Origin of the sequence: Nocardia arthritidis (genome assembly GCF_011801145.1) — a bacterium.
Taxonomy (GTDB): domain Bacteria; phylum Actinomycetota; class Actinomycetes; order Mycobacteriales; family Mycobacteriaceae; genus Nocardia; species Nocardia arthritidis_A.
Genome location: NZ_CP046172.1, coordinates 9,725,894 through 9,749,906 on the forward strand (window position 1 = coordinate 9,725,894; position 24,013 = coordinate 9,749,906).

Genomic DNA, 24,013 nt, shown 5'->3' on the forward strand with positions numbered 1-24,013 from the left:
CCACTACTCGGCAACTCGGCCAATCTATCCGGAAATCAGAGGTCACCTGTGCAACCGCGAGTGGGAATTCGCGCTCCCCCGATCGCGGGATCTACGGCCGGGACAGGTCGTCCTCGGCGGCAACGGATTTCACCGCGCCCCGGTCGGCGGTGCGCGACACCGTCGCGGCGACGAGCACGGTGGTCACCGCCGCGACGCCGACGGCGGCGACGATGGCCCCGGACACCGAGTCGACCGCGGTGCGGATCACGATCACCTCGACCGCGAGCCCCAGCCAGGTGAGCATGGCGAGCGAGGTCCGGTCGCCCGCGATGGCGGAGAGCAGCGCGCCCTGCAGCACCGCGAGCAGCGCGCCCTGCGACGCGAACAACCACAGCAGGCCCTCGATCGGCGCGTAATCTCGCCCGGCGAACAGGGGCGCGAGCGGTGCGGCGACGGCGGCACCGAGCACCGCGACCATGCCGATGCCGGACAGCACCGCCAGCGCGTCGCGGACGGCCCGCGCCGAATGCGCGGGCTGCGCCATCCGGGGATAGAGCACGACCCCGACCGCCTGCGGCAGCCAGAACGCGATCTTCGCCGCGATCGCGCCGAGCGCGTACCGGCTGGCATCGGCCTCGCCCAGCACCATCCGCACGACGATCAGATCGGCGGATGACAGCGCCATCAACGCCGCCTGCACCTGCGCGGCCCGCAGTACGGGCAGCACACCGATGCTTCGAACCACCTTCTGCGACAAGGACTTCGGTTTGGCGCCACGGTCCTCTGCGGTGCCCGAATCGTCGCGGTACCGGCCGTACGCGGCTGGTCGCGAAGTCTCCCGTTCGGCTTCGTCGAAATCGGCAGCGAATCCACTGGACTCGCCGCGGTCCGGAACCACCGACCCACCCGCCGTCGCCGGGCAGCCATCCCGTTCGGCTTCGTCGAAATCGGCAGCGCACCCACCGGACTCGCCACGGGCCGCTACCACCGACCCACCCGCCGTCGCCGGGCAGCCATCCCGTTCGGCTTCGCCGAAATCGACAGCGCACCCACCGGACTCGCCGCAGACCGGAACCACCGGACCACCCGCCGTCGCCGGGCAGCCATCCCGTTCGGCTTCATCGAAATCGACAGCGCACCCACCGGACTCGCCGAAGACCGGAACCACCGACCTACCCGCTGCCGCTGGATCCGATTCGACTGCACCGAACTCGGCAGCGAATCCGCTGGGCTCGCCGCGGTCCGCAACCACCGACCCACCCGCTGCCGCTGGATCCGATTCGACTGCGCCGAACTCGGCGAAAGACCTATCGGATTTAGCGTGCCACCGGGTCGGCGCACCATCGGTGACCACCCTGGCCAGCACCGCCGCCCCGGCGATACCGACGGCCGCCGCGGTCAACGCCGCGGCCGCACCGCCCCCGAGTGCGAGCACGACCACCGCAGGCGCGACCCGGGCGATCCCGGCTGCACCGAGCACCACGGCCAACGCACGAAATCTGTTGCTGCCCTGAAGAATTCCCTCTTCGCCGGATAGCAGGACCAGCACCGGCGCCGCGCCGAGGGCCGCCGCACTCGCGCCGACACCGACATTCAGCAGCATGGTCACCGGCGCGACCAGCATCGCCGCCACCGCGGCGACGATCACCGCACACCGCCACTGCAACCCACGCAGCGCACCGACACCGACGCCGCGCACCAGCTCCCTGGCCACCACGTTCTGCAGGGCCAGCGCGGGCACCGCGCACAGCAACTGCACCGCGAGCAGACTCGCGAATCCGCTGTACCCGGCGACCCCCAGCCAGCGCCCGGCCAGCAGCTGCAGCAGATACCCCGCCGCATTGGCAACCATCGCCCCACCGGTCACCAACGTCAGATCCGCGACAACGGGGCGACGACGGACAGCGGACACGCCAGCCATCGTCCCCCATCCGATCCGCATCACGACGACCGGTGGCCGAACACGCGCTACCCGGGCCACACCCGTTCCCGCTCGCGGGGACCGACGATGGCGGTTGCGACCAGCGCGATGAGCCCGAGTGTGGCGACCGCGAATACGACGCCCACAGTCTGCGGACCCATGCCGAAGCGGCGAGCCCTCCCCGATGACGGGCACCGAGATCGCCAGGTAAGCCACCACGAAGAGCACGAAGGTGACCTCCGAACGGTGGGCGCGACCGCGGCGACGGCGCGCACACCGGCGCTGAACGTCATGCCCCGGCCCGCTCCCGCGACCAACGCGATGAGCCCGAGTGCGGCGACCGCGAAATACGACGCCCGCGGTCCGCGGACCCATGCCGAAGCGGCGAGCCCTCCCCGATGACGGGCACCGAGATCGCCAGGTAGGCGGCGGCCGTGGCCGTGGCCTCCACGATGGCGACCGTGGCGGTGGCGGTGGCGGTGAAGATACCCGCCGACAGCTCGGACAGAGTCTCGACCAGTGCCGGATCGCCGGTCGCCGCCGCCCGGAACGTAGGGTGCTCAAACGTGAGTGACGGCCTTGGATGGCGAGACCGGTTGACGCGGTGGCTGCCCGCCGGATACAGCGCCGCGCTGGCCCTGCTCATCCTCGGACCGCTGCTGCGGCCGGGCCATCTGCTGTTGCGCGATGCGGTGAGCACGCCGCGGTCGTATCCGACCGATTCCGCGCTCGGCCTCGGCGATGCGGCGCCGCGGGCGGTGCCACAGGATGCGGCGCTGGCCGCGCTGTCGTCCATCGTCGACGGTGGGATCGTCGTCAAAGCGATCCTGATCGTCGCGTTGTGCGCGGCCGGATGCGGTGCGGCGGCGCTCGCGCGCGAGCTGCTGCGGCTTCCGGTCGCCGCGCAGTTGGTGGCCACGACGGTCGCCATCTGGAATCCCTATGTGGCCGAGCGCCTGCTCCAAGGACATTGGAGCCTGCTCACCGGCTATGCCGCACTCCCGTGGACCGCCTTGGCCGCGTACCGAATTCGGCGCGGGCCGCGCGATATCCGCGATTGGCTCGCGCTGGGCGGCTGTTTCGCGGCGGCCGGGCTGACCCCGACCGGAGCGCTATTGGCCGGGGCCACCGCCGTGCTCGTGGTCGGACTGCGGAATATCGGTGCGGCGCTTGCGCTCTCGGCCATCGCCTCGGCACCGTGGCTGATGGCGACGGCGCTGTCCGGCGCCGGAACCGAGCCATCGGATCCGGCGGGCATCGCGGCCTTCGCGGCCCGCGCCGAACCCGGCCTCGGCACCATCGGCAGCGTCGCCGGGCTGGGTGGAATATGGAACGCCGACGCCGTACCCGGTTCGCGCACCACCCTTTTCGCGCTGATCGGCACCGCCGCGCTGCTCGCCGTCGTCGCATCCGGGGTCCGCGCCGTCGCCACCGATATCGACGGTGCCGGTAACGCGTCGACGACTCGGCTGCGTGTCCGCCGAATCCTATTGGTACTGGCGATATTCGCGGTGCTGTTCCCGGCCTTGGGCGCCACCCCCATCGGCCGAGAGCTCTTGGAATGGCTTGTCGCCAACGTGCCCGGCACCGGCCTACTGCGCGACACCCAAAAGTACGTCGCGCTGGCGATGCCCGCATACGCGCTCTGCGCCGCCGCCGGATCCCACGCACTCGCCCAGCGCCTCTCGCAACGCGACCATCGATTCGACGAAACACCCGACCTCCCGGATCGGTCTGACGTCACCGCGAACTCGCCCACCACCATCTCTGAGGATCCGTCCGCAGACCCACCCATCGCCGCTGCGGCCTTGCCGACCTCCTCTACAAGGCCGTCCACCGTCGCGAATTCGTCTGCCCTTCCGGCAAATTCGACGACCACTCTCGTAAGATTCACAACGGCGGTGCTGTTCGCAGCCCTGCTTATCCTCCCCTTGCCGGATCTTGCTTGGGGCGTGCACGGCGCGATCGAACCGGTGCGCTATCCCGCCGACTGGGCCCAGGTCGCCGGAAAGCTGGACGGCCCAGGCGATATCGCGGTACTACCCGGCGGAATGTTCCGGAAATTCCCGTACACCGGCACTGCCCCGGTGCTGGATCCGGCACCCCGGATGCTGCCGAAGGACGTGTTGCAGACCGGTGAGCTCCCGGTGCGCGATCACACCGTCGCTGGCGAGGGCGCCCGGGCCCGGGCCGTGGAATCTCTACTTCTGCACGGCGGTTCGGCTCGGGAGCTGGCCGCGCTCGGTGTCGGCTGGGTACTTGTGGAACAGCACACCCCCGGCCCCCTGGGCGATTCGAAAAATACTGTCGCCCAATTGAATTCGGTTTACTCCGGCCACAACCTCACGCTGTACCGAGTCCCGGGCGCCGTAGATCGCCAACATGCGTCGGCATTCCAACGCGCACTCGCCTATGCGGCACACATTCTTTGGGCCGCATTGCTTGCCGCCGGGCTATTGTCGGCGATACCTAAGGTGCGGGCGGAATCAGCCCCGACCGATACTCCCCCCGCGCCGCCGCGGCGAGCACCTCGTACACTCCGTTTCCCGTTTGCTCCCAAGAGAATTCGCGGGCGCGGGCGCGGGCCTTCTCGCCCATGACGGTGCGGGTCGCGGGGTCGTCGAGCAGTTCGCCGACCGCGTCGGTCAATTGTGCGATGTCGTCGACCAGGATTCCGGTGACGCCGTCGACGACGGAGTCGGTGAGCCCGCGGGAGGCGCGGTAGCCGATGGTCGGCACGCCGTGCTGTGCCGCCTCGATGACGGCGAGCCCCCAGCCCTCCTTGCGCGAGGGCAGCACGTGCACCCATGCGCGGGAAAGCAATTCGTGTTTGCGGCGCTCGTCGACGTGGCCGTGGAAGGTGACGGCGTCGGCGATGCCGAGTGCGGCGGCGTCGGCGGCGAGATTGTCGGCCCACCAGCCGCCGCCGACAACGTCCAGGTGCAGATCGGGAATCCGGGTCCGCAGCCGAGCCACCGCGGCCAGCGCGTCCTCGATCTGCTTGTGTGGCACCAGCCGGGAGAGCACGACGACGCGCGGTCGCGCGGAACGGGTTTCGGCGGCGCCGGTCGGCGCGTCAGCGGGTACCGGTTCGGCGCCGTTGCGCACCACCGCGATTCGTGCTCGGTCGACGCCGAGGGTGGCCAGTTCCTCGGCCGAGGGCAGCGAAACGGTGAGGTATTGATTGCGCCGGTGCACCCGCGGGGACAGCCGTGATTCGATCCACCAGCCGATCCGGCCGACCAGCCGGCCGGCCACCGGCCATTGCTCCCGATGTCCGTGATGCACCAGGACCACCGATGGCGCACCGGTCGCAGCCGTGGCGAAGAACGGGATTCCGTTCTGGGTGTCGATCACCGCGTCGGGTCGCAGGCCGCGCAGCGGACCGAGACCGAGCCTGCCGAACAGGATGGCGGCGAGTGCGCGCGGGTAGACGGTGTAGCGCCCGCCGCCGCGGCTGATCTCGATGCCGTCGATCCGCTCGCGCCGCGGCGCGCCGGGATAGCGGGCGGTGCGCAGCGTGACCTTGACCCCGCGCGCGGACAGCCGGGCCCCTACCTGCTCGAGGTACCGTTCGCTGCCGCCGCCCTGTGGGTGCCCGGTGTCACGCCAGCAGAGCAGGAGGACTTCGCGCACGGTGGAGCTCTCTCGGTCGGAGACGGATGTAGCGCCTCACCATAACCCGACCGTCTATCGATCGGCCCGGCCCACACGGACAATCCCGGGGTCCGGACCGCGGAAACCCGACTGGACCATCGCGATAGTGTCCACCTGAGCCGGATGCACCGCGACACGCTGTGCGACACTCGGCGCCGTGCTTCGAGCGAAAACGTCGTCACCCGATCGCGCCGTCCCGAGCTTCGCGCGCCGGGCCACGCTGCGTCGCTCGTTACGCCTGCTCGCCAGCTTCAAATTCGAGCAGACCGATCCGGCCCACTTCTACGGCGGTATCGCCACCGACAGCGCCGAATTGATCGCCGATTACTACGCCGATCTCACCGGCCGCACGCTCTGCGGCGCCACCGTGCTCGATGTCGGCGGCGGCCCCGGCTATTTCGCGGACGAGTTCGGCGCGGCGGGCGCGCGGTATATCCCGGTGGAACCCGATCCGTCGGAACTGCATGCGGCGGGACTGTCTGTGTCGGGTGCGGTGCGCGGCTCGGGAATGGCGCTGCCCTTCCGGGACAATGCCGTCGATATCTGTTTTTCCTCGAACGTCGCCGAACATGTGCCGCAACCGTGGCTGATGGCCGAGGAGATGGTGCGGGTGACCCGGCCCGGCGGGCTGATCGTGCTCTCGTACACGGTGTGGCTCGGACCGTTCGGCGGGCACGAAACCGGTCCGTGGCATTACCTCGGCGGCGAGTACGCGGCCCGGCGGTATCGGCGCAAATATGGCAGGGAACCGAAGAATCGCTTCGGCGAATCACTGTTCGCCGTGCGCGCGTCGGACGGATTGCGCTGGGCGGCAACGACTTCCGCGGAGGTGCTGGCGGTATTCCCGCGCTACCACCCGCGCTGGGCCTGGTGGCTGGTCCGGATGCCGCTGCTCCGCGAATTCCTGGTGAGCAATCTGGTGGTGGTGGCGACCAAGGTTTGAGCTACTGCTCGAGCCGGCCGCGCCGCCAGTGCCTGCGACCGCAAATCTCGCGCACCGGTTCGCCCCACGGCGATTCCTGAATGGCCAGCCCGACGGTTTCCAGCGTGGTGAGCCCGACCTGATCGGCCAGCATGCCAACTACAGCAACGGCTTCCGCGGCCTGCATGGCCGCCGTCGCCTGCTCGATCGTCAGGGTGCGGCCCGGCAGGAAGGAGACAACCCAACCGCCGCCGCCGACACTCTTCGCCTGATGCTCGGTCTGATCGCTGGTCATCAGCGACCTGCCGACAACTTGCACCGCCATGACTCGGATCTCCCCAATTGCGGGTATCGGTTCGTGAATCGAGCGAGCTGATAAGTAGCTAAAGCATCCTCCACTCAGCAACAGAACGCAATAGTGCGTTCTACGAAAAGCGAACCGACAGGTTGGAATTCACGCAGCTCAGACGGGTGCGCCGAAAGAAAACTGAAACGGGTTACAGACAGCCGCGCCACAAAACTGTAACGTGTTCTCATGCATTACGACAGCTTGTTCATCGGCGGCCGGTGGACGGCGCCGACCAGTTCCGAGCGACTCCAGGTCGTCTCGCCCGCCACGGTCGAGCCGGTGGGCAGCGTCCCGGTCGTCGAACGCGCCGACGTCGACGCCGCGGTTGCCGCCGCCCGGCGGGCCTTCGATTCCGGGCCGTGGCCGTCGACTCCGCCGGAGGAGCGCGCCGAAGTATTGTCGCGCGCCGCCCGGCTCATCGAGCAGCGTTCCGCGGATTTGCTCGGTGCGCTCACCGCGGAGATGGGCGCGACGGCGACAATCGGCTTGACGCTCAACCAGATTCCGGCCGTCGCCGCGCTCGACACCTATGCCGGCCTGGCGAAGTCGTTCCCCTGGAAGGAAACTCGCACGGGTCTGTTCGGCACCTCGCGGGTGTCGCGTGAACCGCTCGGTGTGGTCGCCGCCATCACCGCGTGGAACGTTCCGCTGTTCCTCGCGGCCAACAAACTCGCGCCCGCACTGCTCGCGGGCTGCACCGTTGTGCTCAAGCCCGCACCGCTGACGCCGTTGTCCGCCAACATCGTCGCCGATATCTTCACCGAGGCCGGACTGCCGGAGGGCGTGCTTTCGGTGCTGCCCGCCGAGGCGGAGGTGGCCGAGTACCTGGTGCGCCATCCCGGTGTCGACAAGCTCACCTTCACCGGCAGCACCGCCGTCGGCCGCAGGATCGGCGCGATAGCGACCGAGCAACTCAAGCGGGTCTCGCTGGAGCTGGGCGGCAAATCGGCCGCAATCCTGTTGCCCGACATGGATCTTGCCGCGAGCATCCCCGTGCTCGCCTTCTCCGGTTTGATGAACAGCGGCCAGGGCTGCGTCGCACAGACCCGAATTCTGGCCCCGCGCAGCCGGTACGACGAAATCCTCGACGCACTGGTCGAATACGTGAAGACGATGCGGGTCGGCGATCCGAGCGATCCGAATGTGCAACTGGGACCGTTGATTTCGGAACGTCAGCGCGACCGCGTCGAGGGTTACATCGCGAAGGGCAAGGCGGATGGCGCGCGGCTGGTGCTCGGCGGCGGGCGGCCCGCGGGCATCGACCGCGGCTGGTTCGTCGAGCCGACCATCTTCGCCGATGTGGACAACGGCTCCACCATCGCGCAGGAGGAGATCTTCGGGCCGGTGCTCTCGGTGATCCCGTACGAGACCGAGGACGAGGCCGTGGCCATCGCCAACGATTCGGTCTACGGTCTCGCCGGTTCGGTGTGGACGCAGGACATCGAGCACGGCGCCGAGATCGCGGCCAGGGTGCGCACCGGCACCTACGCGATCAACTGGTACGCGTTCGACCCGTCGTCACCGTTCGGCGGATACAAGAGCTCCGGGCTCGGCCGGGAGAACGGCCCGGAGGGTCTCGACGCCTTCTGCGAGCAGAAATCCCTGCTCATGCCGATGGGGTGGACCGGCTAATTCTCCGGCATCACCACGCGGAGGATCGATTCGCGTTCGCGCCCGGGACGCTCGGGCGCGTCGACCACCTCGACGCGCCAGCCGGGAGGCAGCACGGCCTGTAGGCGGCCCGCGGCGCGACGCAGTGGTGTGCTCGCGGTGGCCAGCTCGAGTCCGGCCACCAATGGCACCGCCGGCACTCGGAACGGCATGGCGGCTCCAGTATCGAGATCGGTCATGCTTCAACCACCTCTCGCGCGTCGATCTCATCGTTTGCCGCCGGCCGCACCGGCGGAGCCACGAGTCGATAGGGAAGTAGTTCAGTCGATCAGTTATTGATTAGCAATCGGACTGGGCGGTCATGAGACTGAGAACACAGCACAGCATAGGGCACCGCTGGGCAAACCTCGCACACCGGGCATCTACCCCTTTCGATGGCCGTGCAAACCCATGCCCGCAACTACTCAGCAGCGTCTGCCGACGCCGTATCGATCGCGGTTCCTTCGACTTTGCCAGCTCCGCGGCGCCGCGGACTGGGGATGGCGAAATCTCTCGCAACTGGGGAATGACATCAGCGGCGGCGAGAGCGGCGATAGCCCGCCGGGGTGGCGCCGGTCGCGGCGCGCAGATGTGCGCGCAGCGCCGTGACGCTGCCGAAACCCGCCTGTGCCGCAACAACTTCCACCGGCAGGTCGGTGGTTTCCAACAGTTCGCGGGCGCGCGCCGCACGCTGCGCGTCGAGCCAGCGGCGCGGCGTTGTGCCGACCTCCGCCTTGAACTTCCTGATGAAGGTGCGCTCGCTCATCAGCGCATGCCGTGCGAGATCGGGCACCGCGAGTTCGACGGCGGGATCGGCGGCCGCCCAGGCCAGCGTCGGCGCCAGGCTGTCGTGAATATCGTTGCGCTGCCTAGGATTCGGTAGATACTGCGCCTGACCGCCCTCGCGATGCGGGGGGCGGACGTTCCACCTGGCAAGTTCGGCGGCGATCGCGGCGCCCAACTCTTTACGGACGATGTGCAGGCACAGATCCCAGCCCGCGGACAGGCCCGCCGAGGTGAGGACGTCACCGTCGTCGACGTAGAGCGCGCCGGGGTCGAGGCGGACCGCCGGATACCGGGCGGCGAAGTCGTCGCAGAAGGCCCAGTGGGTGGTGGCGGGCCTACCGTCCAGCAGCCCGGCCTCGGCGAGCACATAAGCGCCGATACAGATGCTCACCATGGTCGCGCCGCGCGCCGCGGCCGCCCGCAATGCTTCGAGCGCCGCGTCTGGCACCGGGCCGGGCGCGCGGCCCGGAACGATGACGATATCGGCGTCCGCCAATGCCGCCAGCCCGTGCTCGACGTGCAGTTCGAAACCGTCCGGCGACGCGACCGGCCCGGGCCGCACACCGCAGGTGTCGAACCGAAACCCAAGGGGCGCACCGTCTTTGCCCGGGCAGTAGCGGAAGGCCTGCACCGCGCAGGTCAGGTCGTATGTGATGAGCCCGTCCAACGCCAGCGCGACAACCTTCCGCATGCCGCCATTCTGGCAGAAACCCGAGCATTAGTGGCATTTCCGCCACTCGTCTCCGCGCATACCGACCGGTTCACTGAGGTCACGAACTTTTGCGACAGAGGGAGACTCGGAAGTGACCGCGCCAACAGGTATGGATTGGGACTGGGCCATCGACACGGGCGGCAATCTGTCGGGCAGCCAACGACGTCAGCAGCTCGGCTTATTCCTCGCCGCGGCGCCGCAGCTGATCGCGGGACGGGTGAAGCTGGCCATGGGCCGCCGCGGCAACGGTCGCTGCGATCTCGGTGACGTCCCCGATTCGAAACTGGCCAAGGCCGCGGAGATCGAAGCGCGCGAATGCCTTACCCCGCATGTGCTGGAGCATTCGTACCGCACCTATTTCTTCGGCCGCGCCCTCTACGAATTCGTCGGCGCGCCCTACGATGACGAACTCGCCTACGTCGCCAGCCTGTTACACGACCTGAAGCTCGAACACCCAACTCCCGGAAGGTGTTTCGCCGTCACCGGCGCGGAGCGCGCCGTCGATTTCGTCAAGGCGCACGGCGCGACCCCGGAGCAGGCCGCGACGATCGGCGCGGGCATCGCCGCCCACCTGACGGTCGGTGTCGCCCAACAGCTGGGCGACCTCGGTTTCGTCTCGGCGGGCGCGGGCACGGACGTATTCGGCACCGGCCTGGCCGAGATGTCACCCGACTGGGTGGCCGCACTCCTGCGCCAGCATCCGCGTCACGATTTCAAGCGCCACATGCGCGCCGCGGTCGCGGCCGAATCAGCCGCGGTCCCCGGCGGACGCACGAAATGGTTGAGTACGGTGGGATTCCAACAGCTGATCCAGCTGGCGCCGTTCGCGGAATAGCCGAAGACCTTGTCACACAACGGATGAGCGCCGAATCCGCGGCGCTCATCCACCGGCTCACCCGAGATCGTCCGGCGCGGAAACGGATTCGATCGGATGCAGGATCTGTTCGCGCAGAATGTCCGCGTGCCCGCAGTGCTGCGCCAGCTCGCGCAGCACATGCATGTACACCCAGCGCAACGGCAACGGCCCGCGCCGGTTACCCGACACGATGTCGTCGATCCCCAGATTCGCCGTCATCCGCCGCGACGCCGCGCAGGCCGCCCGATGGGCCGCACGCACGCTCTCGATCGTGTCCTGCTCGGTAAGCACGAACGTTTCGTCGGGGGTCTCGGGAATTCCGATCTCGGCCCGCGTCCGCCCGGTGATCGCCTCGTCGAACCACACCTGCTCGGCGAAGGTCACATGCTTGACCAAACCGAGCAGGGTCGTCTTCGAGGACACCAGCCGCCGTCGCGCCTGCTCCTCGGTCAATCCGTCCAGGCAGGCATTCAGGTACGCCCGATGCTGGTCGATGAAGGTCTCGAACTGAACCTTTGGCGGAGCGTCGATTACCGACTCCGCGCGTATCGCTTCGGCTTCACCCATCCAGTGAGTATGGCCCAAACCCGGAAACCGGCGAATCCGGACAACCGGAACAGCCATTTGGGCAACTGGCCAGCATTGCCGAATTATCCTTGTGCACAAACGAAACCGCCCGCTCCGTTCGAAAACGAAGCGGGCGGTTTACATTCCGTTAGGGTTAGCCCAAACGCTGCTTCAGCGCTTCGAATTCGTCCCTAATACCGGACGGCAGCTTGTCGCCGATGAACTCGAACCACTCCTCGATGAGCGGGATCTCCTTGCGCCATTCGTCGGCGTTGACGGCCAAAGCCTCGTCCACATCGGCGGTTTCGACCTTCAGGCCGTCCAGATCCAGATGCGTCGCGGTGGGCACATTGCCGATCGCGGTTTCGACGGCCTCGGCGCGGCCCTCGATGCGGTCCACGATCCACTCCAGCACGCGGGAGTTCTCACCGAAGCCCGGCCACAGGAACCGGCCGTCGGCGCCGCGCCGGAACCAGTTGACGTAGAAGATCTTCGGCAGCTTCGCCGCATCGGCGTTCTTGCCGATATTGATCCAATGACCCAGGTAGTCGCCGACGTGGTAGCCCATGAACGGCAGCATGGCCATCGGGTCGCGGCGCACGGTGCCGACCTTGCCTTCCGCGGCGGCGGTCTGCTCGGAGGACAGCGTCGCGCCCATGAAAACGCCGTGCTGCCAGTCGAACGACTCGGTCACCAGCGGGACGGTGGTCTTGCGGCGGCCGCCGAACAGGATCGCCGAGATCGGCACGCCCTGCGGGTCCTCCCACTCCGGCGCCAGGATCGGGCACTGCGCCATCGGCGTGCAGTAACGCGAGTTCGGGTGCGCGGCAAGGGTTTCCGTCTCGCGGAAGTACCAGTCGTTACCCTTCCAGTCGATCAGGTGGTCGGGCTCGCCCTCCAGGCCCTCCCACCACACGTCGTTGTTGTCGGTCAGCGCGACGTTGGTGTAGACGGTGTTGCCCGCGTCCATGGTGGCCATGGCATTCGGGTTGGAGGAGCGGTTCGTGCCCGGCGCGACACCGAAGAAGCCGTATTCCGGGTTCACCGCGTAGAGGCGGCCGTCCTTGCCGAAGCGCATCCAGGCGATATCGTCGCCGAGGGTTTCGGCGCGCCAGCCGGGAACCGTCGGCTGGATCATCGCGAGGTTGGTCTTACCGCAGGCGCTCGGGAACGCGGCGGCGATGTAGTAGGCCTTGTTCTCGGGGGAGATCAGCTTGAGGATCAGCATGTGCTCGGCCAGCCAGCCCTCGTCATGGGCCATGGCCGAGGCGATCCGCAGCGAGTAGCACTTCTTGCCTAGCAGCGCATTACCGCCGTAGCCGGAGCCGTAGCTCCAGATCTCCCGATCCTCCGGGAAATGCGTGATGTATTTGGTGTCGTTGCACGGCCACGGCACATCGGCCTGCCCGTCCGCCAGCGGGGCGCCGACCGAATGCAGCGCCTTCACGAACGGGCGATCGGTGCCGAGCTTTTCCATCGCGGCCGCGCCCATGCGGGTCATCACCCGCATGGAAACCACGACGTACTCGGAATCGGTGATCTCGACGCCCAGCTTCGGGTCCTCGGCGCCGAGCGGGCCCATGCAGAACGGCACCACATACATGGTGCGGCCCTTCATCGAGCCCCGGTACAGCTCGGTCATGGTCGCGCGCATCTCGGCCGGATCGACCCAGTTGTTGGTCGGGCCCGCGTCGGCCTCGGTCTTGGAACAGATGTACGTGCGGGACTCCACCCGGGCCACGTCGGAGGGATCGGAGAGGGCGAGGAAGGAGTTCGGCTTCTTCTTCTCGTCGAGCTTCTTGAAAGTGCCCGCGGCGACCAGCTGCTCGGTCAGCCGGTCCCATTCCTCATCGGAACCGTCAGCCCAGACCACCCGATCCGGCTGCGTGAGTTCCGCTACTTCTTGCACCCAGGCGAGTAGTTCGCTGTGCTCGGTCGGCGCCTTGCCGTCGGATCCACGAAGACCAGGAATGGTCGCTGAGGTCATTGAAAACTCTCCTGAGATGGGCGGTTCACGATGCTGGCCCGGCATCGAGTGCCACCATTGGCGGTAAGGCACCCGCTACGGCCCGTCTATTGCGCGCCCAAACCGGCGGCGTGCAAGGACTGAAGCGGACGCCCAGGTTCCTGAATAGAGGTTAACGCGCTGTGACCTCTGGTACGGAATCGGGTTTCTCACAGTATCTATTTCCGCGCGAGTGTGCTGCCAACCACAAAGTTGTGGAATTCACCCGTCGCAGTCGGTGCGGCGGAACCCGGCCACCCGGCTAATCCGACGGCGGAACCCAGCGATCGAGGCATTCGATATCGCGCTGGCAAGCGGCCAGTTGACCCGGTTGTTCGGCCGCCATCCGCCGTATTCTGGCCTCCAATTCGGCGATTCGGCGGTCGGTCTCCACCATGGCCGTGGCACTCGCGCGAACCACCCGGTCGGAGAACGCGGTCTCGGTCTCCACCAGCGCGGTAGTGACCCGCTGTTCCAGCTGGGCCTTCACATTCACCAACGCCTCGGACACCCATTGCCGGACGTGGTTGCGATCGGCGACCTGACCGCGGGCGCGCACCACCCAGGCCGCCGCACCGGCGCCCAGCAACAGGGTGAACGGCACGCTGGCCACGTCGAGCGCCGGGACCAGCGCCAACGGCGAAACCAGCAACCTGCCTAGACCGACACCGGCCGAGGCGCCGAGCGCGATCATGAGGTGATCTTCGACACCGCGGTGGCGCGGATCCGGATCGGGGCCGACCCGCGGCGCCGGATCGCGACGCCGATAGGGGGCCGGTTCGGCCGGGGACAGTTCGTCGACGCGATGCGCCAATTCGGCCAGGCGCTGGTCGATTTCGGCATCGAGCTGGCCGGTGAGCTCGGTGACGGCCTGCTGCAGCCGGTCGGGATAGTCGCCGAGCCGGTTGGGGCGCAGGCGATCGAGTTCGCCGCGGGCCGCGGTGTGCAGCGCGCGCACCCGGCCACCGACATCGGTCAGCAGATCGACGCGTGCCAAGTGGAGTTGACCGCGCAGGGTCGACAGCGAGGTCGCGCGGCCGCCGTCGCGGCCCGCCAGCAGGGTGGCCCGCTCCTCGCGCAGGCGGGCGATCTCGCCGCCGGAGCGCAGCTGTTCGATCTGATCCTCGATGCGCCTGCGGGTTTCGGCCAGCACCCGCACGGTGATCGCCGCGGTACGGTCCGCTCCCGCGGCGTCCGCGCCCATCGCCGCCGCCGTGAGTTCGGCGTGCAGCGCGCCGAGGCCCGCGCGATCCATCAGGCCGGGATCGCCCGAGGCGCGGGCCGCGACGGCCAACCTGCCCGAGACCGGCAGGACGTCGATATCGCCGAGTCCGGCGCCCGCGAGCAGACCGAGATTCAGCTCGCGCACCGAACGCCAGTCCTGGTGTGCGTGAATTCCGTTCATCGCGAGCAGGATTCGCGTACCGTCCTGGCGCAGCCGCTGGAGCATCCGCAGCGTGTCGCCGCCGAGCGTCGTCCCGGCGTCCAGCAGTACCAGCGCGACCGCGGCGGGGGCCTGCCCCGACGGGGATGTCGACTCCACCGCCGCGTGCGCATCGGCCACCGGATCGCCGAGCGCGATCCGCGGCTCATATCTGGCCAGCTCCGTACGCAATAGGGTGGTGTTCGCGTCGTCGGGGCCGATCAGCGTCACCGCCGATGCGTCGCCGGCGCGCCGCACCGCCTTCAGCAGCGCGACACCCTGCGGATTCCACCGCGAGACAACGGCTTCGATCTCCGGCGACAACTCGCCAGGCTGTCCGGGCCTGGGTCCGGGCGCCTGCGGTGCGCCACCCGAACCAAGCTGCGGCACAGCCGAATTCGATGCCGAACGCGCGGCTTCCGGCCCCGGCTCGATCGGTTCGGTAATCGCCCTGATCAGCGGCGCTCCCATCATCGGCCGATCCGCGCCGCCCGCGTTCGAACCAGACTGCGGCACCGGCCGATTCGGCGTCGACTGACCTGCCGCCTCATCGACCGGATATGCCGATGCGGGCGACAAATCCGATCCGGTCGCGGAATCCGATTGCCGCGCAGGGCTATTCGATCGCGAGGAATCCGCCCCACGCTCAGCGGACGGCCCGTCCGAACCCGACCCACCCGACGTTCCAGGATCCGTCGCGTTCTCGGACGACGACGTCGACGTGCGATGGCCGTGATCCGGCGGCGGCGTGGTTCGACTCGATGCCGCGAGGTGCGCCACGCCTTCGGCGGACGGCGTATTCGACTGCGGCACAGAACCACCCGGCGAGCCGGACGACGACGCGTCAGCACCCGACGGTTGGCCCGCTGAACCCGACTGCGGCACAGAACCACCCGGCGTTCCAGGATCCGTCGCGTTGTCGGACGACGTCGACGTGCGATGGCCGTGATCCGGCGGCGGCGCGGTTTCACTCGATGCCGCGGGACGCGCCGAACCTTCCGAGGGCGTCGTATTCGACTGCGGCACAGGCTCACCCGGCGGGCTCCCCGCCCCGGACGAACGCTCCGGTGCTGGCGGGTCGAGCCGCTGGGCGCTCATGTCAGAGTCCGGCACTGGTCAATCGATCCCATAGGCGGACGTAGCCGTTGTGCACGCGCAGCGCGGCGCGGCAGGCGGCGGGCGGCATATCGCCGGAGACGATGACCCGCCAGCGGGCGGCCCTGACCATCGCGTCGTCGGCGTCGTCGGGAGCGGGCCTCGGATAGCCCGCGGCCAGGTGGGCGACGGCCGGACAGGCCAGGCCCGCGCACAGGCCGAGCCAGCTGGCCTCGTCACCGGATAGATAGTCCTCCAGCAGGGCGCGGCCGCGGCTGCCGTCGACCGGTACCGCGCGGGCGGCCAGCCGGGTGAGCTCGTCGAGCAGGTCGCCGCCGCGCAGCGCCTGAACCTGTTCGTAGCGGCGGTGCAGCAGCCGGTGCAGCGCGTCGATACCGCTGGCGGCGTGCATGAGTTGCAGCAGCGCCTGCGGGGTGATCGCCGGATCGTGCCGCAGCGCGGTGAGCGCGCACGCCACGCCGTACAGATCCCAGCGATTCAGTAGTTCGACGCGTTCGGCGACATCGGGTCCCGCGGTGCGCGCGGTGAACAGATCGGGCGAAAGGGTAAGTGCGGGATCGGTATTCGCGGCGTGCCTGCGCAGCGTGCGCAGATCGGCGTCGGTGATCGCGCCCGCGCGGGTGCGCACGGCCAGCGACGCGACCACCGGCAGGGCGGGCACGCCGAGTTCCCTGCCGATCTGATCGGCCGCGGCGACGGCGTCGGCCCAGCGCGAACCGATCGCATCGGCCTTGTTCACCGCGACGATCGCGCGGTCGGCGGGCAGTTCGCCGAGCACCCGGCGGTCCGCCGCGGTCGGGGTGCCCGCGAGCACGTAGACGATGATGTCGGCGTCGAGCACCGGATCCGGATTGCCCGGCGCGTCCACCGGTTCGGTCTCCACCGCCGACATGAGCGCCAGCGCCTGCAGCACGGTGGTCCGGCCGGAATGCGCCCGGCCGGTGACCTGGATGCGCGGCGGTTTGCGCCACTCGTTCACGGCCGCGCCGACGTAGTAGCCGAGCTGGGTATCCGCACCGCCCGCGACCAGCAGGTCGTTGAGCAGCTGTTCCAGTTGATCGTGTTCACGCCCAGGCACCCCGCGTTCGCGCATCGGCCCGTCCGGTCCCGTCTGTGTCGGCATCACTGCACCCCCTTTACGCTGCGCAATTCTTGCAGAAACCGTCGCGGGGGCTCAGCTGCCGCTGAAGTATTTGTTCACGGTGCGCACCGCCCAGTTGGGCGAGTACTTGGCCACGGTGGCCAATACCTTTGCCTGCGTGCCTATTTCATAGTGCACCCGGGGCAGTCTGCCGCGTTTACTCGTCGCCGACCAGATACCGTTCGCGACGTCGTCGGCGGTGAGCCGGATGCCGAGCGATCTGGTGGTCCCGGTGTCGACCCCCTCGACCATGCCGGTGCCGACGAACAGCGGCCACACCGCGATCACCCGGATATCGTGGCGCTCCCATTCGAGATCGAGCGCCTCGGTGAGGCTCTTCACCGCCGATTTGGTCGCGCCGTAGCTCGCGAGCTCGGGTTGGCCGTATAGCGCCGAGGCCGAGCACAGGTTCACCACCTGCGCGCCCGGCGTATCCCGCAGATACGGGAACGCGGTGTGCGTCCCGATGACGACACCGCCGAGGTTGATATCGATGATCGCCTGGTGGCCGGCCAGGTCCAGCTTTTCGAAGGGACCCGCGCGCAGGATGCCCGCGTTGTTGACGAGGATGTCCAGCCGTCCGACGTCGGCGTGGAAGTCCGCCAGCCGCTCGGCCCAGTGCGTGGCGTTCGTCACATCGAGCACGCCGGTGCGGATGCTGCCGCCGGATGCGGTGATCTCTGCGGCGAGCCGAGTCAGACCGACCTCATCTATGTCGTACGCGCCGACGCGATACCCCTGCGCAGCGAAAAGCAGTGCCGTCGCCCTGCCGATCCCGGCCGCGGCGCCGGTGATGAACATAGACGGTCTGGTCATACCGGCAGTCTAGTGCCGGTATGCCCAAGGGAGTCCGGGGTTTTCACGGCACCGGCCGCTGGCTTACGCTACTCGGATGGTCGCTACCAGACCCGGTGCGCGACTTGGTTTTTCGATCGCGGCACGCCGGTGGGCAATGGGGAGTGGGGCCGGGATTCGACGAGGAGGTGGCGATGACGCTCGATGTCGTCGATGCGGAGCCCGAACCGATCGCGCAGCCCGCGACAGGTAAACCCCTACTGCCGAGCAAGGATCCGTTCCATCGGCCCCCGAAGGGTTTCGCCAGCAAGCCCGCGGGAACCATCCTGCGCGCCCGGCGAATCGAGCTGGCGCTTTTCGGCATTGTCCCGCAACAGGTCTCGGCCTGGCAGCTGCTCTACCGCAGTTGCGACCTGCACGGCACCCCGGAGGCGGCGATCACCACCGTGCTGCTGCCGCTGGACGCCGATCCGCGAGAAGACCGGCCGCTCTTGGCCTTCCAGACCGCGATGGACGCGGTCACCGAGCGCTGCGCACCGTCGTACGCGCTACGGCTCGGCGCGCACGCACTCGGCTCGATCACCCAGCTCGAATGGCTGTTGGTGGCCAATGCGCTACGCCGCGGCTGGGCGGTGAGCATCGCCGATCACGAGGGTCCGCACGGAAACTTCGGCGCGCCACGCGAACCCGGCTACCGCGCGCTCGACGGCATCAGGGCGGCACTGCGTTTCGAACCGCTCGGCCTGCATTCCGGCACCCGGGTCGCGGTGTGGGGCTATTCCGGTGGCGGGATGGCCAGCTCGTGGGCGGTGGAGATGGCCCCCACCTACGCACCGGAAATCGATATCGCCGGTGCGGTATTGGGCGCGCCGGTCGGCGACCCAGGACAGGTTTTCATGCGGCTCAACGGATCACACTTCGCGGGTCTGCCCGCGATCGTGATAGCCGCACTGCGCAGGCTCTATCCGGCGCTCGGCGCGTTGATCGAAGACGAACTCACCGGCGAGGGGCTGCGGATGGTCGCCCGCGCCGAAAGCACCAACCCGATCCTGGCCGTGCTCACCCTGACCGGCAAGAAGTTCGACGACTACCTGGGCCGCCCGCTCACCGAAGTGCTTGCCGCGCCGGCCTTCCTGGCCATGTTCGACGAGCTGCGGCTCGGCAATTCGGTCCCGGACTGTCCGCTGCTGGTGGTGCAGCCGGTGCACGATCAGGTCATTCATATGGACGGCATCGACGGCCAGGTCGACCGGTATCGGCGCGGCGGTGCGATCGTCAGCTATGTGCGCGACCGGCTCAGCGAACACTTCTCGCTGTTGCCGTTGGCCACCCCGATGAGCCTGGATTGGCTGAACGAGCGATTGGCCGGGCAACCGGTGAGCGACGAGGAGACGCGAACGGTGTGGTCGGTCGTCGCCTCGCCCGCCGGGGTGCGTGGTCTGTGGGAGATGGCCACGACGGCGGTGCTGTGCGCGCTCGGTAGGCCGCTGCGCCAGGAGTCGGCTCCGGTGGCGCGGATCTCCCGCGTTCGCGCGGCCTGAGCGGCGAGGAGACAGTCGATTGCGGCGCTGGTCGGCGAATGCTGGACAATGGACGCCGTGAACGACGCCGCCAACCACACTGCCGAGTCGGTTCCGGGCCAGCCGTCCACAGCCGCGGCCCCGACCGCCGCTGCCCGCCGTCAGGGTTCCGGATCTCGCCTGTATCCGAGGGTCACCAGCTTCCGCTCGCGCAGGGGCGCGCTGACCGCGACCCAGCAGCAATCGTGGGACCGGATGTGGCCGTCGATCGGTCGCGAAGTGGCCGACGAGCCGCTCGACGCCGCGGCCTGGTTCGGCCGGGAGGCCCCGCTGGTCATCGAGATCGGTTGTGGCACCGGCACGGCGACGGCGGCCATGGCGCAGGCGGAACCGCACCTGAACCTCATCGGCATCGAGGTGTACCAGCCGGGTCTGGCGCAGTTGGTGCAGCGGGTCGAGCGGGAGCGGATCCCGAATATCCGACTACTGCGCGGCGACGCGGTCGACGTCCTGGAAAATATGATTGCTGAGCAATCGCTAACCGGCGTCCGAGTGTTCTTTCCCGACCCGTGGCCCAAGGCGCGGCACCACAAGCGCAGACTTCTGCAGCCGGCGACGGTGAAATTGATCGCGAGTCGGCTCCGCCCCGGCGGCGTGTTGCACGTAGCGACCGACCATGCCGATTACGCCGAGCAGATTCTCGAGGTCGGATCGGCGGAACCCCAGCTCATCGGCCTGAACGAGACCACGGGCGGGGTCAGCGCCGAGCATCGGGACACCGCCCCGATCGGCTTCGAAAGGCCCGTCACGAAATTCGAGGGCAAGGCACATCGCGCCGGAAGCGCTATCACCGAACTCATATGGGGGAAGATCGACATATGAGTGTCAGTGAGATGGCCCACGAGGTGGTCGATGTTGCCGGGGAGGTGCACGGAACCGTACCGGAAGGTATGAACCCCACACCCGACGTGCGGCGCGTTCTGCTGGTGTGGGACGCACCCAACCTGGACATGGGCCTCGGCGCCATCCTGGGTGGGCGGCCCACCGCCGCCTACCGGCCCCGCTTCGACGCGCTCGGCCGCTGGCTACTCGCCCGCACCGCCGAACTATCCGTCGGCAGCCCGACCCGCGTCGAACCCGAGGCCACCGTCTTCACCAATATCGCCCCCGGCACCGCCGACGTGGTGCGGCCATGGGTCGAGGCGCTGCGCAACGTCGGCTACGCGGTATTCGCCAAACCCAAGATCGACGAGGACTCCGACGTCGACGCGGACATGCTCGCACATATCGAACTACGCCGCCGCGGTGCCGGATTGGCAGGCATCATGGTCGCCTCCGCCGACGGGCAGGCCTTCCGGGAACCGCTGGAGGCGATCGCCGCCGCCGGAATTCCGGTACAGGTGCTCGGCTTCCGCGAGCACGCGAGTTGGGCCGTCACATCCGATACCCTCGAATTCATCGACCTCGAGGACATCCCGGGCGTGTTCCGCGAACCGCTGCCCCGGGTCAGCCTCGACTCGCTGCCCGACGAAGGCGCCTGGCTGCAGCCGTTCCGGCCGCTGTCGGCGCTGCTCACCTCACGCCCCGCGCAAGGAGTCGCTTAAGTGTTCACACGCTGGGGCGATCTGGTCTACAAGCTGCGCTTCGCCGTCATCGGCGTCGTCGTTGCCGCCCTGCTCGCGCTGGGCGGATACGGTCTCGGCCTGGAAGACCACCTCAGCTCCAGCGGTTGGGACGACCCCACCTCGGAGTCATCGAAGGCGGCCCATATCGCCGACGCCGCGTTCGGCCGCGATCACAACAGCGATGTGATCCTGCTGTACACGGCGCCGGACGGTAAGACGATCGACGACCCCGAGTGGAGTCGCAAGATCGTCGACAACCTGAACAGCCTGCCCAAGGATTACCCGGACCAGATCGCCAAGGTCAACGGCGCTTACTGGCGGACGAACACCGGCGCGTCGGTCCCGTCGACCTTCGGCACCAAGGACAAGAAGTACGCCTTCGCCTCCGTCGCCATCGTCGGCGACAACGACACCGATATGGTGCGCAACTTCCGGAAAGTGAAGGACGTCTTCTACATTCCGGGCGTCGACGTACAGGTCACCGGTCTGCAGGCGGTGGCGGGCACACTCAACGACACCATCGCCAGCGATGCGCGGCGCATGGAGGTCATCGCCATCCCGGCCGTCGCGGTCCTGCTGTTCTTCATCTTCGGCGGCATCGTCGCGGCCGCCATGCCGTTGATCGTCGGCGGGCTCACCGTCATCGGCGCCAACGGCATCGTCATGTTGATCACCCGGTTCACCGAGGTGAACTCCTTTGTCGGCAACGTCGTTTCGATGATCGGCCTCGGTCTCGCGATCGACTACGGCCTGTTCATCGTGAGCCGATTCCGCGAGGAGCTCGCCGAGGGGTACGACACCCGGGCCGCGGTGCGCCGATCGGTGATGACCGCGGGCCGCACCGTGGTGTTCTCCGCGACGATGATCATCGCCAGCCTCGGCGGCATGCTGCTGTTCCCGCAGGGCTTCCTGAAGTCGATCGCCTACGGTTCCATCGCCACCGTCGCGCTCGCGGCGCTCACCGCGCTCACCATCCTGCCCGCCATGCTGAGCATCCTCGGCAAGCGCGTGGACATGCTGGGGCTCAAGCGATTCCGCAAGACCAAGACCGCCGAAGAGGTCGAGAACGGCATCTGGGGCAAGTCGACGCGCTGGGTGATGCAGCATCCGCTGAAGATCGCCATTCCGCTCTGCATCGTGCTGCTGCTGTTGATCATCCCGGTCAAGAACCTGGCCTTCGGCGGCATCAACGAACGTTATCTGCCGCCCGACGATCCGGTTCGGGTCTCGCTGGCGAACTTCTACAAGGTCTTCCCGCTGAAGAAGACCGACCCGATCCAGCTGGTCATGGTGTCCGACAACAGCAATGACGTCGGACAGGTGTGGCGCGAGGCCCAGCAGGCGCCGGGGCTGATCACGGCGCCGGGCTCCGCCGGTCCGTTCGGGACGCCGTCGCCGTCCACCACGGACAAGACCGTTTATCAGACCACCGCGACGCTCGTCGACTCCGATAACGCCGGACCCACCATCGAATTCCTGCGCTCGATGGACGTACCCGACGATGTGCAGGTCTACGTCGGCGGGCAGCCCGCCATCCAGCAGGACAGCATCAACACGCTGCTGCACCGAATGCCGGGAATGATCGCGCTGGTCGTCTTGGTGACCACGCTGCTGATGTTCCTCACCTTCGGCTCGCTGGTGCTGCCGATCAAGGCCGCGCTGATGAGCGCGCTCGGGCTCGGCTCCACCCTCGGCATCCTGACCTGGATCTTCGTCGACGGGCACGGCGCGGGCCTGCTCAACTTCACCCCGCAGCCGATCATGTCGCCGGTGCTGGTGCTGATCATGGCGGTGGTCTACGGACTTTCGGTCGACTACGAGGTGTTCCTGCTGTCTCGCATGGTCGAGGCGCGGACCAGGGGCGCGTCCACCACCGAGGCCGTCCGCGCCGGTACCGCGCACACCGGCAACATCATCACCGCGGCCGCGCTGATCCTGCTCGTCGTCACCGGCGCGTTCGCGTTCTCCAAGCTGGTGATGATGAAGTACCTCGCGTACGGCATGGTCGCCGCGCTCTTCATCGACGCGACGCTGCTGCGCATGCTGCTGGTGCCCGCGACGATGAAGCTGCTCGGCGACGACTGCTGGTGGGCGCCGAAGTGGATGAAGAAGATCCAGGAGAAGATCGGGCTCGGCGAGCCGATCCTCGACGACGAACTGCCCGGCAATGCCGAGCTGGTCGACCTGGTGAAGACCACACCCGTGACCGATCCGGTTACCACGGTGATGCCCGCGTTGAAGACCACGCGCAAAACGCCGCACCGGCCGCGCACCGTCGAGGAAATCGAGGCGGGCGCGCCGACGGTGCACTTCCCCAACCTGAAAAACGCGGTGACCAAACACGATCCGACGCGGCCGATGCCACCGCAGGCGTTGGGTGAGTCCGGATCCGCGGACTCGGGTGTGCAGGGCTCCGATGGTGAATTCGGCTCGCCGGGGTCCGGGGACTTCGAGTCGGATGAATCGGGTTTTCCGGCAACGGAGTTCCTGCGGTTGCCGTCGGAGTTCACGCAGGGTGGTGAGTCGGGAGCGTCCGGGTTCGACCGGGGTGCTGAATCTGAGCAGTCATCTTTCAACCGCGGTACTGGATCGGGGACGACCCGGGGGGTCTCGGGGCAGCCCGAGTTCAACTACGGTTCCGAGTCAGGGGCGCCCGGATTCGATCGCGGTGCCGAGCCGGGGCCAGCCGCATTCAATCGCGGGCTCGAGTCAGGGCCGGGCGAGTTCAGCCGGGGTGCCGAATCAGGGGCATCTGCATTCAATCGCGGGCTCGAGTCAGGGCCGGGCGAGTTCAGCCGGGGTACCGAGGCGGGGCCAGCCGCGTTCAACCGCGGTGCCGAGTCGGGGCCAGCCGCGTTCGAACGCGGTGCCGAATTGGGGGCATCTGCATTCAATCGCGGGTCTGAGCCGGGGCCGACCGAATTCAATCGCGGCGTCGAATCAGGATCGGGCGAGTTCAGCCGAGGTGCCGAGTCCGGGCCAGCCG

Annotated in this window: 16 protein-coding genes and 3 pseudogenes; 9 read left to right on the plus strand and 10 right to left on the minus strand. The window is 68.1% G+C overall.

Features of this window, described 5'->3' with window-relative positions; all coding sequences use genetic code 11:
- Positions 1-91 precede the first annotated feature (91 nt).
- Positions 92-715 (minus strand): annotated as a pseudogene (locus tag F5544_RS44440) (polysaccharide biosynthesis protein); the annotation flags it as partial.
- A 1,434-nt stretch (positions 716-2,149) separates the two neighbouring features.
- On the opposite strand from F5544_RS44440, the gene F5544_RS44450 reads away from it, so the two are divergent.
- The gene (locus F5544_RS44450; protein WP_167478675.1) at positions 2,150-2,305 is read left to right on the plus strand and encodes a hypothetical protein; all 156 of its coding nucleotides are present in this window, start codon (positions 2,150-2,152) and stop codon (positions 2,303-2,305) included.
- 50 nt (positions 2,306-2,355) lie between these two features.
- Positions 2,356-4,014 (plus strand): annotated as a pseudogene (locus F5544_RS46955) (hypothetical protein); the annotation flags it as partial.
- A gap of 358 nt (positions 4,015-4,372) precedes the next feature.
- Here the strand turns inward: F5544_RS46955 and F5544_RS44460 are convergent.
- Entirely contained in the window at positions 4,373-5,539 is a 1,167-nt protein-coding gene (locus F5544_RS44460; RefSeq protein ID WP_167478676.1) for a glycosyltransferase family 4 protein, read from the minus strand.
- 178 nt (positions 5,540-5,717) lie between these two features.
- Here F5544_RS44460 and F5544_RS44465 point away from each other — a divergent pair, with 178 nt between their 5' ends.
- On the plus strand, positions 5,718-6,503 hold the full coding sequence (locus F5544_RS44465) for a class I SAM-dependent methyltransferase (RefSeq protein WP_167478677.1): 786 nt from the start codon (positions 5,718-5,720) through the stop codon (positions 6,501-6,503).
- Position 6,504: 1 nt separating this feature from the next.
- Here the strand turns inward: F5544_RS44465 and F5544_RS44470 are convergent, their stop codons facing one another.
- On the minus strand, positions 6,505-6,807 hold the full coding sequence (locus F5544_RS44470; RefSeq protein WP_167478678.1) for a hypothetical protein: 303 nt from the start codon (positions 6,805-6,807) through the stop codon (positions 6,505-6,507).
- A gap of 210 nt (positions 6,808-7,017) precedes the next feature.
- On the opposite strand from F5544_RS44470, the gene F5544_RS44475 reads away from it, so the two are divergent.
- The gene (locus F5544_RS44475; protein ID WP_167478679.1) at positions 7,018-8,463 is read left to right on the plus strand and encodes an aldehyde dehydrogenase; all 1,446 of its coding nucleotides are present in this window, start codon (positions 7,018-7,020) and stop codon (positions 8,461-8,463) included.
- On the opposite strand, the gene F5544_RS44480 is transcribed toward F5544_RS44475, so the two are convergent.
- Entirely contained in the window at positions 8,460-8,681 is a 222-nt protein-coding gene (locus F5544_RS44480; protein WP_238846988.1) for a hypothetical protein, read from the minus strand. The genes F5544_RS44475 and F5544_RS44480 overlap by 4 nt on opposite strands.
- Positions 8,682-9,013: 332 nt before the next feature.
- Positions 9,014-9,958, minus strand: a complete 945-nt coding sequence (locus F5544_RS44485) for a GlxA family transcriptional regulator (protein ID WP_167478680.1) — start codon at positions 9,956-9,958, stop codon at positions 9,014-9,016.
- A gap of 130 nt (positions 9,959-10,088) precedes the next feature.
- Here F5544_RS44485 and F5544_RS44490 point away from each other — a divergent pair, with 130 nt between their 5' ends.
- Complete coding sequence (locus F5544_RS44490) at positions 10,089-10,814, plus strand: phosphohydrolase (RefSeq protein WP_167479929.1); 726 nt, start codon at positions 10,089-10,091, stop codon at positions 10,812-10,814.
- A gap of 57 nt (positions 10,815-10,871) precedes the next feature.
- Here F5544_RS44490 and F5544_RS44495 read toward each other — a convergent pair whose 3' ends face one another.
- The 5 genes from F5544_RS44495 to F5544_RS44515 form a co-directional block, all read right to left on the minus strand.
- Positions 10,872-11,402: a DinB family protein gene (locus tag F5544_RS44495; protein WP_167478681.1), complete on the minus strand. Its 531-nt coding sequence runs from the start codon at positions 11,400-11,402 to the stop codon at positions 10,872-10,874.
- A gap of 154 nt (positions 11,403-11,556) precedes the next feature.
- The gene (locus tag F5544_RS44500) at positions 11,557-13,389 is read right to left on the minus strand and encodes a phosphoenolpyruvate carboxykinase (GTP) (RefSeq protein WP_167478682.1); all 1,833 of its coding nucleotides are present in this window, start codon (positions 13,387-13,389) and stop codon (positions 11,557-11,559) included.
- 280 nt (positions 13,390-13,669) lie between these two features.
- Positions 13,670-15,304 carry a hypothetical protein gene (locus F5544_RS44505; RefSeq protein WP_238846989.1) on the minus strand — a complete coding sequence of 545 codons (1,635 nt, stop codon included), beginning with the start codon at positions 15,302-15,304 and terminating at the stop codon, positions 13,670-13,672.
- Positions 15,305-15,929: 625 nt separating this feature from the next.
- Positions 15,930-17,069, minus strand: coding sequence for a hypothetical protein (locus F5544_RS44510; RefSeq protein ID WP_238846990.1), 1,140 nt, complete (start codon positions 17,067-17,069; stop codon positions 15,930-15,932).
- Positions 17,070-17,120: 51 nt separating this feature from the next.
- Complete coding sequence (locus F5544_RS44515; protein ID WP_167478683.1) at positions 17,121-17,903, minus strand: SDR family oxidoreductase; 783 nt, start codon at positions 17,901-17,903, stop codon at positions 17,121-17,123.
- A gap of 173 nt (positions 17,904-18,076) precedes the next feature.
- Here F5544_RS44515 and F5544_RS44520 point away from each other — a divergent pair, with 173 nt between their 5' ends.
- From F5544_RS44520 to F5544_RS44535, 4 genes and pseudogenes are all read left to right on the plus strand, one after another.
- Positions 18,077-19,423: a lipase family protein gene (locus F5544_RS44520; protein ID WP_167478684.1), complete on the plus strand. Its 1,347-nt coding sequence runs from the start codon at positions 18,077-18,079 to the stop codon at positions 19,421-19,423.
- Between the two features lie 48 nt (positions 19,424-19,471).
- Positions 19,472-20,284 (plus strand): tRNA (guanosine(46)-N7)-methyltransferase TrmB, encoded by an 813-nt coding sequence (gene trmB, locus F5544_RS44525; protein WP_167478685.1) that lies wholly within the window; start codon positions 19,472-19,474, stop codon positions 20,282-20,284.
- The gene (locus tag F5544_RS44530; protein ID WP_174867531.1) at positions 20,281-21,006 is read left to right on the plus strand and encodes an NYN domain-containing protein; all 726 of its coding nucleotides are present in this window, start codon (positions 20,281-20,283) and stop codon (positions 21,004-21,006) included. The genes trmB and F5544_RS44530 overlap by 4 nt, the downstream gene beginning before the upstream one ends.
- Positions 21,007-23,334, plus strand: a pseudogene (locus tag F5544_RS44535) (MMPL family transporter); the annotation flags it as partial.
- Positions 23,335-24,013 lie beyond the last annotated feature (679 nt).

Coding starts and splice junctions, on each gene's coding strand:
- F5544_RS44515 (WP_167478683.1), bottom strand. CDS start 17,903: ATGACCAGACCGTCTATGTTCATCACCGGCGCCGCGGCCGGGATCGGC.
- F5544_RS44490 (WP_167479929.1), top strand. CDS start 10,089: ATGGATTGGGACTGGGCCATCGACACGGGCGGCAATCTGTCGGGCAGC.
- F5544_RS44510 (WP_238846990.1), bottom strand. CDS start 17,069: ATGCCGACACAGACGGGACCGGACGGGCCGATGCGCGAACGCGGGGTG.
- F5544_RS44495 (WP_167478681.1), bottom strand. CDS start 11,402: ATGGGTGAAGCCGAAGCGATACGCGCGGAGTCGGTAATCGACGCTCCG.
- trmB (WP_167478685.1), top strand. CDS start 19,472: ATGGACGCCGTGAACGACGCCGCCAACCACACTGCCGAGTCGGTTCCG.
- F5544_RS44530 (WP_174867531.1), top strand. CDS start 20,281: ATGAGTGTCAGTGAGATGGCCCACGAGGTGGTCGATGTTGCCGGGGAG.
- F5544_RS44485 (WP_167478680.1), bottom strand. CDS start 9,958: ATGCGGAAGGTTGTCGCGCTGGCGTTGGACGGGCTCATCACATACGAC.
- F5544_RS44475 (WP_167478679.1), top strand. CDS start 7,018: ATGCATTACGACAGCTTGTTCATCGGCGGCCGGTGGACGGCGCCGACC.
- F5544_RS44500 (WP_167478682.1), bottom strand. CDS start 13,389: ATGACCTCAGCGACCATTCCTGGTCTTCGTGGATCCGACGGCAAGGCG.
- F5544_RS44520 (WP_167478684.1), top strand. CDS start 18,077: ATGACGCTCGATGTCGTCGATGCGGAGCCCGAACCGATCGCGCAGCCC.
- F5544_RS44480 (WP_238846988.1), bottom strand. CDS start 8,681: ATGACCGATCTCGATACTGGAGCCGCCATGCCGTTCCGAGTGCCGGCG.
- F5544_RS44505 (WP_238846989.1), bottom strand. CDS start 15,304: ATGATGGGAGCGCCGCTGATCAGGGCGATTACCGAACCGATCGAGCCG.
- F5544_RS44470 (WP_167478678.1), bottom strand. CDS start 6,807: ATGGCGGTGCAAGTTGTCGGCAGGTCGCTGATGACCAGCGATCAGACC.